The organism is Psychrobacter sp. SHUES1, assembly GCF_001652315.1.
Lineage (GTDB): Bacteria > Pseudomonadota > Gammaproteobacteria > Pseudomonadales > Moraxellaceae > Psychrobacter > Psychrobacter faecalis.
This window is the reverse complement of the sequence record NZ_LXWA01000042.1, coordinates 117,966-132,074: the sequence shown is the minus strand read 5'-3', so window position 1 is coordinate 132,074 and position 14,109 is coordinate 117,966. Positions and strand designations below refer to the sequence as shown.

Sequence of the window (14,109 nt, the reverse complement as noted above, 5' to 3'; positions counted from 1 at the left end):
TAACCTATGCAGGCACTTAGTTCAGTCGATTGAAGACAGTTTAAATAATCGACCAAGAAAGGTGCTAGGGTTTAGAACACCGCTTGAGGTAAAATCTAGCTTCGGGTGCGTTGCACTTCGATGTTGAATCCAAGCGCTAATGAAAATTGCTTATAACTATGTAAAACCCAGCTCTACTTCACTCTCGCCAGCTGATCAAAACGCCCGCCATCGACAAAGAACGTCGCCATGATGCTTTCCCAATCACCAAATACCGCCACAGGCTCAAAGGTTGCAATTTCAGGTAAGGTCTTGCTGTGTGCGGCAAGCACCTTGGTATTACTAGGGCGCATATACATCTGTGCCATCAGCTCTTGTGCGGGCGTCGACCATAGGCCTGTTAAATAGTCATTTGCCGCGGCGGTGGTGCCTTTTTTATCGGTTACGGTTTTCACCACAGCCACAGGGTTGGCAATCACAATCGAGTAACTTGGATACACGATATCGACTTTTCCCTTCGCGAACTGCTTAGCAGCCAGATGCGCTTCATTTTCGGTGGTGATTAAAACATCACCAAGACCGCGCTGGGTAAAGGTCGTGGTGGCAGCGCGCGCGCCATTGTCATAGGTGACGACGTTTGCCAGTAGTTTTTTGATAAAAGTATCGGTTTTGGCGGGGCTTTGCACCTTTTCTTTAAAATGATGTAAGCCGTAGCCATAAGCGCCCAAAAAGGCATAACGCGCCGTGCCACTGGTCTTGGGATTTGGCAATACTACGGCAATATCGTTACGCGCCAAATCTGACCAGTCTTTGATGCCTTTTGGGTTGCCCGCACGAACTAAGAGCACCATGGTACTGGTATAAGGCACGGCATTGTTTGGCAATGCCTGTTGCCAATCGCTAGCAACCAAGCCTTTTTCAACCAGCAAATTCATATCGCTTTCTTGGTTTAAAGTAACGACGTCCGCCTGCAAGCCATTGGCGACCGCCAGCGCTTGTTTGCTCGAGCCGCCATGCGATTGGTTGATATTCACCTTGATACTTGGGTGTTTTTGCTGATAATTTGCATTAAACAACGGGTTGTAGTCTTTATAAAAGTCGCGTGAGACATCATAAGACACATTTAATAAATCAATATTTTTTGCCTCGTTTGCGGCGTCATTTTGGTTGGCTTCGGTAGGGTTGCAGCCTGTGATCAGTACCGCCGCTGCAAGCACACTACCAAGACCAAAACTGCTGGTAAGATTGACGGTAAAACTAAAGCGATTGGTGAGCACTGTGCCGATGCTTTTAGGTTGAATAGCGAAAGAAGCACGCGCATTGATATGCTTGTGAGATGTTTTTTGGCCGCTCTTTTTATTTGGCTGCATATTTGCTCTCGATAGGAACGTTGTTCTCTAATAATAGGGATAAAAACCTTGCATTTCGAAATTCGGTTCTATGGATAATGAGCAATATGCTAACAGCCTGTGAGACAATTGCTTAGTGACAAATACGCTTATCGAGTGATTAACTTGGCATAAGTAATTTTATTAGTTATTCTAAAGTGCTTGTCTTTCCTCGGTATTTTTGTAGTTTTGTGATAAGCAGACACTTTTGAGTAAGTTACGGTATTGCTTAGGCTCTAGACGAGCCTCTATAGAGTCGATATTATCCCTTAGCTTGTTGTATATCAGGCGCTGCACTGATAAAACTTAGCCCATCCGCTTTCACTTATTTCCTGTTTACTAACCCCTTTAATAAAGGTAATGCAATGATCAAGTCTCCACCTCGTCATGCCCGTCAGTCACGCTTTTTTGTAGGTATTTTAACGACCTCTATCGCTTTATTGGCCTTAAGTGGCTGTAATAACGTAACGCCAAGCGTTAATAACCAAACGATTCAGCAACCAAACGCTGCTGTCACACCAGCGGTGCAGACGGTCGTTGGCGATTACGCCTCTGACGGTTATGCCAAGCGTGCCCAAGGCTATGATTGGGTGGGTGTGATGATAAGAGCTGACGGCGCAGACAATGGCGAGCAAATTGATATTAAGGTACGAGCGCGTGGTGATGTGAAAAAACCAACTTGTCACTTCGATGGTAAAGCGACATTAATGGGACAAGACGAGGCGCACGGTGTCATTTTTCAAACTAAGGTCAATGACAGTACCGCCTTTTTCCAGTTTAAGGATGATGCGTTGACCATTGATAGCCAAGATAAGTACGCGCTGAATTATTTTTGTTCGGGTGGAGCCTCACTCATTGGCGAATATCAAAAGCTTGAGGGTGATTTACCGCTCAATTAATAGTTTTAATTGCCTATTTTAGATAATAAAATGAGATGATAAAAAAGGTGCCAGATAGTTACTCTGACACCTTTTTTCTTGCGCATTATCTTTTTTAAATATTAAGGTTCTTATACTGCAGAGGCACCGACCAACTTCACCTCAGCACGCTCCTCTTTTGCGATACCAGCGTAGTAGTCACGCAAAATTTCTAGCACTTCAGGACGGCTAAAGTTCTCTGGTACATCGAGGTCTTCTGATAGCGCTTTACGTAGCTTGGTGCCTGATACTTTGACATGCTCAGACGCTTCATGCGGGCAGGTTTTATCAGAAGCCATGGCATTACAAGCATTACACCAAAATGTCCAGCCAATTTTTAACGGCTGGGTAATCAAGTCATCTTTACCAACATATTCAAAGATGGTTTGCGCATCAAACGCGCCATAATAATCACCGACGCCCGCATGGTCACGACCAACAATCAGATGACTACAGCCGTAGTTTTGGCGGAATACCGCATGTAGTAGCGCCTCGCGTGGTCCAGCATAACGCATATCGAGCGGATACCCAGCTTGGATAACGGTGTCTGCTCTAAAGTAATTATCAATCAAGGTCTTGATAGCTTCTTGACGCACTTCGGCTGGGATGTCGCCCGGTTTTAGCGCGCCGAGTAGTGAATGAATCAATACGCCGTCGCAAATCTCGATAGCAATCTTGGCAAGGTATTCGTGCGAGCGGTGCATTGGATTACGCGTTTGGAAGGCGGCAACCGTTTTCCAGCCTTTGGCATCCAAAATAGCGCGAGTTTCAGCAGGCGTCTTATAAATCTCTGGGTATAAGGTTGGGAACTCACCTTCGCTTAGTACTTCAACACTACCTGCGATGTTTACCTCACCCTGGTTAAGTACTTGCTGTACGCCCGGATGCTCGCTATCGGTAGTAGTAAAGACTTGCTGACACTCATGGGCTTTATCAATGGTATAAGTTTCTTCTACCGTCAAGATACCCATAACCTCACCATCTTGCGCCACTAACGCGACTTTATCACCTTGGTTTAAGTTATCGGCAGTCGCTTTAGGCGCTGATAAGGTAATGGGAATCGGCCAAAACAAGCCAACATTGTCGCCGCTTTGCAGGCGCATATTATCCACGACGCCTTGCCAATCTGCCTGATTCATAAAACCATTTAACGGGGTAAAGCCACCAATCCCAAGCATAATCAAATCGCCGCGCTCACGAGAGCTTAAGGTAATCGTCGGCAACGTGCTGGCAAGCTTTAATGCTTGCTTGCGCGCCTCACCTTTTAATAGTAATGGTTTTAGCTCGCTACTGCCGTGCGGCGGAACAAGTTTTGATGAGGAAAGATTGGGATTGGTAGATGTCATTTTTAAAACCTTAATAATGAAATTGAGAGATAGTTGGTCAGGAGAATGAGCGCTTAAATTTGATAAACATAGGCTACCTAACTTTGGTTATGAAAATTTATGCTGTGTTTGGATATGGATATGTCTTAAAGGAATTTATGTTTATGGGTTTAAGCTTATATGATGTGACTCTGAATTGTTTACCTTGCGATTGGCAATACAAGCGATCACACGCAAATCATTTTCGTCGCGGCTTTTTAAGTTAAAAACAAAATTGAGATTACGTCATGTATCAATATAATTACGCTGACCAAACCTTGGTAGAGGAACGAGTCGCCCAGTTTCGCGACCAAACCGAGCGGTTTTTGGCAGGTGAACTGCCAGAAGAGCAGTTTTTACCGCTGCGTTTACAAAACGGGCTATATATCCAGCGCTATGCACCGATGCTACGTATCGCCGTGCCATATGGCTTGCTGGCAACCTATCAATTACGCAAATTGGCTGAGATTACCCGTAAATATGATAAAGGTTACGGCCACTTTACCACCCGTACCAATATGCAGCTGAACTGGCCAAAACTTGAAGAAGTGCCAGATATTTTGGCCGAATTGGCATCGGTGCAAATGCATTCTATCCAAACCTCGGGCAACTGTATCCGTAATACCACCACCGACCCTTATGCGGGTATTCATAAAGAAGAGATCGCCGATCCGCGTCCTTATTGCGAGATTATTCGCCAGTGGTCAACCTTTCATCCGGAATTTGCTTTTTTACCGCGTAAATTTAAAATTGCCGTCATCGGTACGGCAAAAGACCGCGCGGCAACGCAGGTGCATGATATCGGACTGCATTTAAAGAAAAATGACGCAGGCGAGCTTGGCTTTGAAGTGATAGTTGGTGGCGGACTTGGGCGTACGCCCGTGATTGGCAAAACCATTAATACATTTTTACCACGCCAGCATCTGCTCAGCTATTTAGATGCGATTTTGCGTGTCTATAATCTGCATGGTCGCCGCGACAATAAATTCAAAGCGCGTATCAAGATATTGGTCGATAGCATGGGCGGCCCTGCGTTTGCCAAATTGGTCGATGCCGAATGGGAAGCCAATATCAAAGATGGGCCGTTGACCTTGACCGATGCCAACTTTGACAAGGCCAGCAGCTATTTTACTGAGCCTGATTATCTCAGCTTTGATGCGCTACAGGTACAGTCGGACTTGCAGCAGCAACTAGAGGCTGATAAAGACTTTGCCAATTGGTATCAGCAAAATACCGTGGCGCATAAAATCGCAGGCTACCGCGCGGTGGTCATTTCGTTAAAAGCGGGCTTGGTCGACGGACGCTACGTACCGTCAGGTGATATTACTGAGTCGCAAATGGACGCCCTCGCCGACCTCGCTGACGAACATAGCTTTGGCGAGCTGCGCGGTACTTATCAGCAAAATCTGGTCTTTGCCGATGTACAAACCAATCGCTTGTACGAGCTATGGCAGCAGCTGGCGGCGCTACATTTGGCCCGTCCAAATATCAACACCCTAACTGATATGATCGTCTGCCCAGGCTGGGATTTTTGCTCGCTTGCCAATGCCACAACCCACAATATCGCTGAGCAAATCGAAAAACAGTTTAATGATCTCGACTACCTTTATGACTTAGGTGAGATTCGCCTCAATATGTCTGGCTGTATGAATGCCTGCGCCCATCACCATACCGGCGATATCGGTATCCTTGGGGTCGATAAAAAAGGTGAATACTGGTATCAAATCAGCCTCGGCGGTAACTCTAGCAACGACGCCAAACTCGGTAAGATATTGGGCAAGGCTGTACCAACCGATGCCGTAGCAACGACGATACAAAAGATAATCGACGTCTACCTTGAGCAGCGCGTCAGTAATGACAATGATGTCGAAGGCTTTGGTGATTTAGTTGACCGTATTGGTATTGCCCCTTTTAAGGAGAAGGTCTATGGCTAATCATCATGTGTTCAATAACGATGGCACCGATATCAGTGAGACTGACACTTGGCTTGCGCTTAGCACCAATGAGCTGCCTGATGGTATTACCCTGACCGATATATCACTGCTAGAGCTGCTGCAAAAACAAGAAAAACTCGAAGTCGTTTTACCGCTTGCTGATTTATTAGATGCTAAAGGCAATATTGCAGGCGGACTACTATTACAAGTACGTGAATTGTTAGCCAAGCATATCAGCCGTACCGGTGTCTGGGTGACATCCGATAGCGACACCGAAGTGCTGACGCGTATTCCAGAGTTTTTATTACAGCAAGATTTGATTGTGATTCACGTTCCCGCTTTCACGGACGGACGTGGTTTTAGTTACGCCCAAACCTTACGCCAAATGGGCTATCAAGGCGAGATTCGTATGGCTGGCAAGTTTGGCCGCGATCAAATCGCCTATCTGCTACGCGCAGGCGCCGACAGTTTTGTGATAAGTGCGCATGATTTGCACTCTATTTCTGATATCAGCCAAGCATTTAATGCGCTTGCCAGTAGTTATGACGGTCGTAACGCCGCCGACCTACCGATGTTTGCTGGTGCTTAATATTCATAGTCACCACCCTACTTATTATCAATCATTTATATATTTTTTTACCCTTAAGGAATCCATCATGAGCCAATTACACCCAAATTTAGATATCGATCAAGCCAACCAAGAATTAAAAGGTAAATCACCAGAAGAAATCGTCGCATGGGCGCTTAGCCAAGCTAAAAACCCCATTATCACCACCAATTTCCGCCCATATGAGTCCGCGATTTTGCATTTGGTTGCTAAGCAGCGCCCTGATATCACGGTATTGTGGGTAGATTCTGGCTATAACACCGATGCGACTTACCAGTTTGCCAATAAAGTCATCCGTGATTTGAATTTAAACGTCATCACTTACATTCCTAAGCAAACGGCTGCCTATCGTGACGCAACCATGAACGGTATCCCAGGCATTGATAATCCGCAGCATGATGAATTCACGGACCAAGTAAAACTTGAGCCATTTCGCCGTGCGCTAGATGAGCTGAAACCTGATGTCTGGTTTAACGCCATTCGTAAAGATCAAACGGAATTTCGCCAAGGTCTTGATGTGCTGAGTTTATCAAAAGACGGCGTGTTAAAAGTTGCACCATTATTTGAAAAAACAGACGCGGATTTAGACGTCTATCTTGAAGAGCATAACTTGCCTAACGAGTTTGATTACTTTGATCCAACCAAAGTTGAAGAAAGCCGTGAATGTGGTTTGCATACGCAGCTTTAAGCTTTATTCTTAACCTGTGAAATTAAAAAGCCCTCTTATCATTTAAGAGGGCTTTTTACACTTAGATAGCTTAAGATTATAGCTTTTTAGAACGTTATTTACGACCGAGAATCCAACCACCATCCATAAAGACGTTCGAGCCATGCATATAGTTTGAGTCATCAGACGCCAAAAATACCGCGAGCGCTGCAATCTCTTCGGGCTTGCCAGCGCGCTGGGCTGGGATACGATTTAAGCGCTCATCATCAATACCATCGGTCATAGGCGTTTCGATAAAGCCCGGCGATAGAATATTTACTTTGATCCCTTGACTGCCAAAATCAAATGCCAATTGTTTGGTAAATCCTAACACCGCAAGCTTGGAAGTCACATAAGCGGAACCGCCGGGGCCTGCCATTTGCGTGGCTTGTGAGCCAACATTGATGATAACTCCACGTCCTTGCTTGATAAAGTGCGGAATCACCGCTTTTGAGGCGAGGTATGGCGCTTTGACATTAATTGCCATCAATTTATCGTATAAGTCTTCTTCTAACTCGACGGCATTATCATAAGCGTCGTGGATGCCTGCACCATTATATAAAATGTCAATTTGACCGTAAGCTTCTAAGGCTTTATCGACTACCGCTTCAATCTCTGCTTTTTTGGTCACATCGCCATGCACAAAGAGAGCGTCTTGACCTTTATCGGTTATGTCTTTGACAATACGTTTGCCGTCTTCTTCATCGCGACCCGTGACGACGACCTTTGCCCCTTCATCGGCATACGCTTTTGCAGTCGCTTCGCCTAGTCCTGAGGTACCGCCAAATATAATAGCCACCCTGTCTTGTAATTTCATCATGTTCATCCTTGTTTTTTATATTGTAAATAAAACTTTTTTCTATCTGATCACATCTAGGTTGGATTAACATAGTCATCGAACTGTGAATGTTAGGCTATGTTAGACATTTTTAATCAGCTAATAACTGGCACATATCTAGCCTTTTAGTTGCATAAATAACGTTTTCTTAACGTTTTATCGGCTAACATTAAGGTATTCTATGGCTTCAAAGCTGGCGCAACCTCACATTAAACGTTAAGCCACTCTTTTAACGCTAAACTATGGACGAAGCTGCCCGTCGTTGCGGCTACCTGTGCGCCTTTTTATCATCAAGCTCGATCATGGCTTTGCCACACTCATCAATACGGATATTTGATATGCCTTTAATAAAAAAAATCGATTCATTCTATGAAAAACTGCATGATAAATTGCCAGCTGTCGGCAAGGCTGCCTCTTTTTTGACGGGTACTGGCGTCCTCACCGCCAATAGTGCGTTGGTTGGTCTACCGGTCTGGACTATGGGCGCGGCGAAAGTATTGACTGGGTCAAAACTGACTGATGATGCCTTAATTGCAATTACTAAGTATTGGATTAATACTAATAATGCCGTTATCGACCACGCCCTACCTCATAAAGACTGGCGCATCAACCTGCCCGATGGTCTAAGCGAGGACAAGCAGTACCTCTTGGTCAGTAACCATCAGTCGTGGGTCGATACCAGTATCGTGCAATATATCAGCCAAGACACCCTGCCTCTAACAAGGTTTTTCACCAAGTTTAATTTGATTTATATTCCCGTTATCGGTCAAGCCTTTTACTTTTTAGACTTCCCAATGATGCGTCGTCACTCTAAAGAAGCGATTGCCAAAAATCCTGCCCTCAAAGGTAAGGATATCGAAGAAGCAAAGCGCGCCTGTCGTCAATTAAAAAACAAACCTTTCGCGTTATTAAACTATTTAGAAGGCACGCGCTTTACTAAAGAAAAACATGATAAGCAAGGCTCACCTTATGAGCATTTATTAAAACCACGCGCTGGCGGGTTGTCATTGGCGCTTAATGCGTTAGGCAATGAATTGGATTCGATTTTAGACGTGACTATCGTCTATCCCGACGGTGCGCCTGACTATGATGATTTATGGAAAGGTAATATTCGTCGCTTGGGCGTCGATGTGACGCGCTTAACCATACCGGACGAGTTATTTGCGGCCATTATGGATGGCGGCTATGACCGTGATGAAGCCACTAAAGAAATGATGTTTGATTGGCTCGAGGACATTTGGCAACAAAAAGATGCCCGCATTACTAAGATGCTAAGTGAGTTTGAGTAGACTTTGGCAGTACGTTAAACACTATCCATGTAAATATAAGACTTAGAATCCACATCAGCCACAAGCTTAAAAGTGAGCTTGTGGTTTTTTTCTGCCACGTTTCTACGTTTTTATTCCCCAGCTATTCCACATCTTAGCAAAAAACCATCAGCAACATGACAAAAACGAATATGCTAATGCCAATTCACTGCATGAGACGTAGCGCGTGATACCGCATAATGATGACATATTTTATATTGACTGAATCATTGGTGATGCTATGAACACCTTTCCGCTATTTTTTAAATTAGAAGACCGCAAAGTACTGATCGTTGGTGGCGGTGATGTCGCGCTACGTAAAGCTGACTTACTCAGGCGCGCTGGTGCTGCGATCACGATTCTTGCACCAACTATCAGTGCTGAAATACAAGCTTTGCTCAGCCATACTAAGGACAAAGCCAAGCACGAACTGATTTATGAAAACTACAATAAAGCTTATATGACTGGCGCACGCGTTATTATCGCCGCAACGGATGATGAAGCGCTCAATCATCAAATTCATGCTGATGCCAGCGAGCTGAATATTCCCGTCAACGTCGTTGATACGCCGCATTTATGCGACTTTATTTTCCCAGCCATCGTCGATCGTAATCCAATTGTGATTGGCATTTCATCCAATGGCAAAGCGCCGGTGCTGGCACGTTTACTGCGCGCACGTCTAGAGACGTTAATCCCGCAAGGTTATGGCAAATTGGCCAAGCTGGCTGGTGACTTTCGGGATGAGGTAAAAACCAAAATCCCAACGCTGACAGGACGGCGTCAGTTCTGGGAGCGCACTTTTGAAGGTGAAGTCAGTCAGCTGATGTTTGCTGGCAATGAAGATGCAGCAGCGGCGCGACTGCAAGCGGATTTAGATAACACTGCACCTGCTATCAATGAAAAAAGTACAGCAGGTAATACATCTACAGAATCTCACACCGTAAAAAATCCAATGGGTGAAGTTTATATCGTCGGTGCAGGCCCCGGTGATCCAGAGCTGCTGACCTTTAAAGCCCTACGTCTTATGCAGCAAGCCGATATCGTCTATTATGATGCGTTAGTATCACCGCAAGTATTGGATTTATGCCGCCGCGATGCTGACAAAGTATTTGTCGGTAAAAAACGTAGCAACCATGCCGTCGCTCAGCTTGGCATCAATGAGCTATTAATCAATAGCGCAAAAGATGGTCGCCGTGTGGTGCGTTTAAAAGGCGGCGATCCTTTCATCTTTGGACGCGGCGGTGAAGAGATTGAAAGCTTGCGTGCGCATGGCGTCCCTTATCAGGTCGTACCCGGTATTACCGCTGCCAATGCCGCTGCCAGTTATGCTGGTATTCCGCTCACACACCGCGATCACTCGCAGTCGGTACGTTTTGTCACGGGGTTTTTGAAGGCTGGCACGCCAAACAGTAACTTTAAAAGCTTTTTAAATACCGACGAAACTGTGGTGTTTTATATGGGGCTGCATTCACTGGCACGTTTGACGACAGGTTTGATTGATGCTGGACGTAGTAGCGATACCCCAATCGCCATTGTCTCTAATGCCAGTATGCCCAATCAGCAAGTATTGACTGGCACGCTTGCCAATATTGTTGAGTTGCAAGAACAAAACCAGCTACCCACGCCTGCTCTGCTGATTATGGGAGATGTGGTTGGACTGCATCATGATCTGGCCTGGTATCATGTAGACAATGAGCAAAACAACGAAAATGCTGCTGATACCGATGACAATTGGTTACGCGGTGGCAAGGCAGCGGCGGCAAAATCCCCTACTAGCCAGCAAGCGCATGCGTTATCAATGGTCGCTAATTTGGCAACCGCTGGTGATGTGGAGCAATTAGTCATTGGCTAAGTGCGATTAAAGTCAAGCGACTATCGAGATTGTAGAGAGCATCAAAAACCTCTATGACGTTGACATAATAATAGTTTGTTAAAGGTATACCTACGAGGAACCAATTAGGTGCTTTAACTAATTCGGTACCCTAGTGAGGACTCAAAACTTGGGCTGTGGGCTAATGGTATCAAGAGTTTGAATTATTGTGATAACTGTAGTGTACTTCACAGTGTACTTGTTGAAAAATCTAAGATTGTTCAAAGCTAGGGAAGATTTCATTCTATTTGCCTTCATCTTGGTATGAATAAAGGAGTTGAAAAAATTAGATCCAACTTAATTAGTTAGGCTTTATTATAAAAATCATTGAACATCAAGCATCTTCTTCATCGCTCAAATACCAAATCATAAACTCGTAAAAGCTATCCCAATGCGGTAATGTACCGTCGGCTAGTGGCTGTAGCTGACCCATATTAAAATCCCATACACTATCATCTTCTATGTTATACAAATAGCCTCCTTCACCTTCGCCTGTACTGAATAGAATATAGTTCTTAGGAACTCCCCAAACTTCATGTGCGAATTTTACTCTAGGAATGAAACTTCTTGTCGGTAGAGGATCAACTATTTCGCTTGCGCCATAACGATGATCTAAAGCGCTTAAAAAATATTTTGTATATAATTTAAAAAATCCACTGTCTTTTTTGACACCATACTCTAAAAGAATAACCTCTGCTTCAAGCCTATGTTCAGGTTTTTTCTCTATCACAGGATAACTCTGCTTAGCTAGTAACTTCTCAACTGTGTTAAACAATTTCATATTACCTACCTTTAAGTTCAGGGAGTGGCAAGCTCATAAACTGCGTCATACCATATTCAAAATCACGTTCTAGTTTATCTTCGTTGATGACTTCACCTACTTCTATAGCCTTTTGTTTTAATAAGTCAAAACAAGAGCTGACTCCTTTGGCAATGTATGACCGTAATTCTGCATCGGTTTTGTTTTGCCAGCGTTCTTGTGGAATGGCTAAGTCAATGGTGTAAACATTTCGACCGTCTGACTTTTGCAAAAATTCGGCACCTTCTGATTCAAAGTCTCGATGTTTACCACTAACTCTAAAAACAATGGATAAGAAGAGCAAGGTTTTGAAATAATCACTCTCGTCCTGTTTTTGATAAAATATTTTGTTCAGTAGAACATGGTAGGGACGTATTATTTTACCAGCTTGATTGCTACCTGAATGACCACCAATTTGCATCATGTACATATTTATTTCCTTTATTAAGCAACCTTAACAGACGTTATGGCAAATAACATTGGATAAAAGAAGTATATTTGCGCTGGTTTTAGTGGAGTATACCCCAAGGGAACCAGCTATTTCACCCTTCAAACCTATTAATAGACCACTTAAAACAGACTGCTATAATGGAACTACTAATAATAGACCGCTAAACTTTTTTAACTCTTACTCTTATGACATCACCGATACCCATTTCTTGCATTTGATGAGCATTTTACTGACCAAAGTTGAATTTACTCATCAATGCTGAATAAGTCTTTCCGTCTTTTTCACAGTGAATCAACCATAAGGTTATAAGCACAGCAAACCACAGCAATTCTTGCTAGAATAATCGCAGTCTTCTAACCATTATTAAGTTCACTTATGCCTGCATTTGCTATTAAACCGCTTACTATTCTTCATACCTCCGACTGGCATTTGGGACGCAGACTTTATGGGCGCATGCGTTATGAGGAATTTGAAGCCTTTTTAAGTTGGCTACAAGAGACCATTAGCGCGCAAAAAGTGGACGTACTTATCGTAGCTGGCGATATCTTTGACACCATGACGCCAAGTAACAGAGCCCAAGCGCTGTATTATGAGTTTTTAGGTAAAGTGTCAAAATTGTGCTGCGAGCATATTGTCATCGTTGCGGGCAACCACGACTCCCCGACTTTTTTAGATGCCCCCAGTCAAGTCTTAAAGTTTCTAAATGTCCATGTCATCGGTACTGCTTGTGACGATTTAAACGATGAGGTGTTGATTTTAGACGCGGTAGATGGCACACCGCATTGTATTATCGCCGCTGTGCCCTATCTGCGCGACCGCGATGTGCGTGGTAGCCATGCTGGCGAGTCAGCGGATAGCAAAGACGCCAATGTTATCAAGGGTATTCGAGCGCATTATGATGAAGTGGCTAGCATTGCCAAAGCAAGACAGGAGCATTTAAGCGACGCTCATCAGCGCCATATTCCTATTATTGCGACGGGACATTTATTCGCCGCAGGTAGTAAAACTACAGAAGATGATGGCGTGCGCGATCTTTATGTTGGCTCGCTCGGTCAAATCTCCGCTGATATGTTTGATGAGTGCTTTGATTATGTGGCACTGGGGCATTTGCACGTACCGCAACGCGTCGGCGGCTGTGAGCATATCCGCTATTCAGGCTCGCCTATCGCCATGGGTTTTGGCGAAGCAAAGCAGCAAAAACAAGTGTTGTTGGTAGAGTTTGGCGAAGTAGAAAAATCTTTATCTGATGAAAGTACTATTCTTCAGCCTGCCAATACTACAAGTAAGGTTGAAAAAGTCGCGAAAAAAGCAGCCATTCAGACGCCTGAATTTATGGATGATTTATTTGGCTTTGTTGAGCAAGAAGAAAGCGCCGCAATTAACGTCGATGAAACGTCCTTTACTCAGTCAAAGGCGGTACAGCCTGATTCCACTTTTACAATGTCTGATTTAACTTCCCAACGACTGCATCATGATGAGTCACGGCAAATGCAGGTAATCTCGCTGCCGATTCCTTGCTTTCAAAAATTGGCACAAATAACAGGCGATTTGACGACCATCGCTGCTACGATAAAATCATTAAAGCCCTCAGAGTCTATTTGGCTAGAAGTGATTTATGACGGTGACGAAATCGTCAATGAGCTGCGTGAAGAAGTAAACGCCATGATAGAAGGCTTAAATTGTGAAGTGTTACTAACAAAGAATCCGCGTAACTATAATAAAGTCCTCAATCAGCAGCAATCTTCTGAAACCTTACAAGATTTAAATGAGCTTGATGTGTTTGATAAATGCTTAGAAATCAACGGCATTGCCGGTACGCAAAAAGCCTCATTACGTAGCGCCTATGAGCAGATACTCCATAATATCTACCATGATGACGCTCAAGCTGAATAAATGAGCACTGAGCGCGGCATCAAAACATAAGTTCCAAAGCCCAATCACAACCATCC

The 14,109-nt window shown here is 44.2% G+C and carries 11 protein-coding genes and 1 pseudogene; 7 read left to right on the top strand and 5 right to left on the bottom strand.

What is annotated here, in order from left to right:
• Positions 1-173: 173 nt before the first annotated feature.
• Positions 174-1,349 carry a sulfate ABC transporter substrate-binding protein gene (locus A7325_RS05530; RefSeq protein ID WP_082894297.1) on the bottom strand — a complete coding sequence of 392 codons (1,176 nt, stop codon included), beginning with the start codon at positions 1,347-1,349 and terminating at the stop codon, positions 174-176.
• A 383-nt stretch (positions 1,350-1,732) separates the two neighbouring features.
• Here A7325_RS05530 and A7325_RS05525 point away from each other — a divergent pair, with 383 nt between their 5' ends.
• Entirely contained in the window at positions 1,733-2,266 is a 534-nt protein-coding gene (locus tag A7325_RS05525) for a hypothetical protein (protein ID WP_068405372.1), read from the top strand.
• A gap of 110 nt (positions 2,267-2,376) precedes the next feature.
• On the opposite strand, the gene sat is transcribed toward A7325_RS05525, so the two are convergent.
• Positions 2,377-3,630: a sulfate adenylyltransferase gene (gene sat, locus A7325_RS05520; RefSeq protein ID WP_068405371.1), complete on the bottom strand. Its 1,254-nt coding sequence runs from the start codon at positions 3,628-3,630 to the stop codon at positions 2,377-2,379.
• A gap of 266 nt (positions 3,631-3,896) precedes the next feature.
• On the opposite strand from sat, the gene A7325_RS05515 reads away from it, so the two are divergent.
• The 3 genes from A7325_RS05515 to A7325_RS05505 all read left to right on the top strand — a co-directional run bounded on the left by A7325_RS05515 (position 3,897) and on the right by A7325_RS05505 (position 6,877).
• A complete protein-coding gene (locus A7325_RS05515) occupies positions 3,897-5,582 on the top strand; it encodes a nitrite/sulfite reductase (RefSeq protein ID WP_068405368.1) in 1,686 nt (561 codons plus the stop codon).
• Positions 5,575-6,171, top strand: coding sequence for a DUF934 domain-containing protein (locus A7325_RS05510; RefSeq protein WP_068405365.1), 597 nt, complete (start codon positions 5,575-5,577; stop codon positions 6,169-6,171). Before A7325_RS05515 ends, A7325_RS05510 begins: the two co-directional genes overlap by 8 nt.
• 67 nt (positions 6,172-6,238) lie before the next feature.
• Positions 6,239-6,877: a phosphoadenosine phosphosulfate reductase family protein gene (locus A7325_RS05505; RefSeq protein WP_068405362.1), complete on the top strand. Its 639-nt coding sequence runs from the start codon at positions 6,239-6,241 to the stop codon at positions 6,875-6,877.
• A 94-nt stretch (positions 6,878-6,971) separates the two neighbouring features.
• On the opposite strand, the gene A7325_RS05500 is transcribed toward A7325_RS05505, so the two are convergent.
• Positions 6,972-7,715: an SDR family NAD(P)-dependent oxidoreductase gene (locus tag A7325_RS05500; protein ID WP_068405360.1), complete on the bottom strand. Its 744-nt coding sequence runs from the start codon at positions 7,713-7,715 to the stop codon at positions 6,972-6,974.
• Positions 7,716-8,071: 356 nt separating this feature from the next.
• Between A7325_RS05500 and A7325_RS05495 the strand changes: the two genes are divergently transcribed.
• Both A7325_RS05495 and cysG read left to right on the top strand, forming a co-directional pair.
• On the top strand, positions 8,072-9,022 hold the full coding sequence (locus tag A7325_RS05495; protein WP_068405407.1) for an acyltransferase: 951 nt from the start codon (positions 8,072-8,074) through the stop codon (positions 9,020-9,022).
• Positions 9,023-9,281: 259 nt separating this feature from the next.
• The gene (cysG, locus tag A7325_RS05490; protein ID WP_068405357.1) at positions 9,282-10,892 is read left to right on the top strand and encodes a siroheme synthase CysG; all 1,611 of its coding nucleotides are present in this window, start codon (positions 9,282-9,284) and stop codon (positions 10,890-10,892) included.
• Positions 10,893-11,244: 352 nt separating this feature from the next.
• On the opposite strand, the gene A7325_RS05485 is transcribed toward cysG, so the two are convergent.
• Positions 11,245-11,691: a hypothetical protein gene (locus A7325_RS05485; protein ID WP_068405354.1), complete on the bottom strand. Its 447-nt coding sequence runs from the start codon at positions 11,689-11,691 to the stop codon at positions 11,245-11,247.
• Position 11,692: 1 nt separating this feature from the next.
• The gene (locus tag A7325_RS05480; RefSeq protein ID WP_068405351.1) at positions 11,693-12,139 is read right to left on the bottom strand and encodes a hypothetical protein; all 447 of its coding nucleotides are present in this window, start codon (positions 12,137-12,139) and stop codon (positions 11,693-11,695) included.
• 396 nt (positions 12,140-12,535) lie between these two features.
• Between A7325_RS05480 and A7325_RS05475 the strand changes: the two are divergent.
• A pseudogene (locus A7325_RS05475) lies at positions 12,536-13,945 on the top strand (exonuclease SbcCD subunit D C-terminal domain-containing protein); the annotation flags it as partial.
• Positions 13,946-14,109: the final 164 nt, after the last annotated feature.